At 56.8% G+C, this 2,344-nt stretch carries 1 protein-coding gene and 1 pseudogene; both read right to left on the reverse strand.

What is annotated here, in order from left to right:
* A pseudogene (narH, locus tag QZ766_RS17205) lies at nucleotides 1-390 on the reverse strand (nitrate reductase subunit beta); the annotation flags it as partial.
* The coding region (locus QZ766_RS17210; RefSeq protein WP_297204117.1) for a nitrate reductase subunit alpha at nucleotides 387-2,344 on the reverse strand (1,958 nt) is incomplete at its 5' end. The gene QZ766_RS17210 and the pseudogene narH, both read right to left, overlap by 4 nt.

The raw sequence follows: 2,344 nt of genomic DNA on the forward strand, positions 1-2,344 counted from the left end.
TGTTATCAGCGAGCGCGGGCGGGCGATGGGCTGATGCTTGCTCTCCGGCGCGTTGTGCAGATTTTGATAATCGTAATCAAACGGCTCGTAGTAATCTTCGATGCCCGGCAGATGCGGGTTAGCAAAGATTTTACCGAGCAGCAGCGCCTTGTTACCCATGCGCGGCTGCAGCTTGCCGTTGATTTTGCGGATCCAGCCACCCTTCCATTTTTCCTGGTTTTCCCAGTCGAGCGGGAAACCCTGGCCGGGCTTGGTTTCAACGTTGTTAAACCACGCGTACTCGACCCCTTCACGGCTGGTCCAGACGTTCTTACAGGTGACCGAGCAGGTATGACAGCCGATGCACTTATCGAGATTCAGCACCATGCCGACTTGTGAACGAATTTTCATTTTACGCTCTCCTGTACCTGGTCATTACCTTCACCGTCTAACCAGTTAATGTTTTTCATCTTACGCACTACAACAAACTCATCGCGGTTGGAGCCTACGGTGCCGTAGTAGTTAAAGCCGTACGCCAGCTGGGCATAGCCGCCAATCATGTGGGTCGGTTTCGGGCTGATACGGGTTACCGAGTTATGGATACCGCCACGCTGGCCGGTAATTTCCGAACCCGGCAGGTTCACGATGCGCTCCTGGGCGTGATACATCATTGTCATGCCTTCAGGCACGCGCTGGCTAACCACCGCACGCGCGGTCAGCGCGCCGTTGCTGTTGAACACTTCGATCCAGTCGTTGTCTTCAATACCCAGCTCTTTTGCATCGATCTCACTCATCCAGACAATCGGGCCGCCGCGTGACAGGGTCAGCATCAGCAGGTTATCGCTGTAAGTAGAGTGGATCCCCCACTTCTGGTGCGGCGTCAGGAAGTTCAGCGCCTTCTCAGGATTGCCGTTGGATTTTTTGCCCATCACCGCTTTCACCGTGCGGGTGTCGATAGGCGGGCGGTACACCAGCAGGCTTTCGCCGAAGTCGCGCATCCACTGATGATCCTGATACAGCTGTTGGCGACCGGAGAGCGTGCGCCACGGGATCAGCTCGTGAACGTTGGTGTAACCTGCGTTGTAAGAAACGTGCTCATCTTCAAGCCCAGACCAGGTCGGGCTGGAGATGATTTTGCGCGGCTGCGCCTGAATATCGCGGAAGCGAATTTTCTCGTCTTCTTTATTCAGCGCCAGGTGGCGGTGATCGAGGCCGGTTGCTTTACCCTGCGCTTCCCAGGCCTTAACAGCGACCTGGCCGTTGGTTTCCGGCGCCAGGGTGAGGATCATTTCAGCCGCATCAATAGCGGTGTTGAGCATCGGCTGCCCTTTCGCCGGGCCGTCCGCTTTGACGTAGTTCAGCTTGCGCAGCAAGTCGACTTCACTCTGGGTATTCCAGGAGATGCCTTTGCCGCCGTTGCCCAGTTTTTCCAGCAGCGGACCGATAGAGGTAAAGCGCTCGTAGGTAGCCGGGTAATCGCGTTCAACCACCATGATGTGCGGCGCAGTTTTACCCGGGATCAGATCGCACTCACCTTTTTTCCAGTCTTTAACATCAAGCGGCTGCGCCATTTCAGCCGGGGAGTCGTGCTGAATCGGCAGCGTCACCACATCGGTTTCCTGACCCAGGTGGCCGACGCACACCTCGGAGAACTTTTTGGCGATCCCTTTATAGATCTCCCAGTCGCTCTTCGATTCCCAGGCAGGATCCACGGCGGCAGACAGCGGATGAATGAACGGGTGCATGTCCGACGTGTTCATGTCGTCTTTTTCGTACCAGGTCGCGGTTGGCAGTACGATGTCCGAATAGAGGCAGGTGCTGGACAGGCGGAAGTCGAGGGTGACCACTAGATCCAGCTTGCCGTCGAGGCCGTTATCGCGCCACTCAACTTCTTCCGGCTTCACGCCGCCCTGCTGGCCGAGATCCATCCCCTGAATACCGTGCTCGGTGCCGAGCAGGTACTTAAGCATGTACTCGTGACCTTTACCGGAGGAGCCCAGCAGGTTAGAGCGCCAGATAAACAGGTTACGCGGATGGTTTTTACCGTTTTCCGGATGCTCCGCCGCAAAGTGCATTGAGCCTTCTTTCAGCGATTTAACGGTGTAATCCACCGGGCTCAGCCCCGCTTTCGCTGCGTCTGCAGCAATGGTCAGCGGGTTTGTACCCAGCTGCGGCGCGGATGGCAGCCAGCCCATGCGCTCTGCGCGAACGTTGAAATCAATCAGGCTGCCGGTGTAGCGTGACTTATCCGCCAGCGGCGACAGCATCTCCTGTGCACTGAGGGATTCGTAACGCCACTGGCTGGAGTGGTTGTAAAAATAAGAGGTGCTGTTCATGTGGCGCGGCGGACGCGTCCAGTCGAGAC

The organism is uncultured Pluralibacter sp., from assembly GCF_913775985.1.
In the GTDB taxonomy this organism is placed as follows: Bacteria; Pseudomonadota; Gammaproteobacteria; order Enterobacterales; family Enterobacteriaceae; genus Pluralibacter.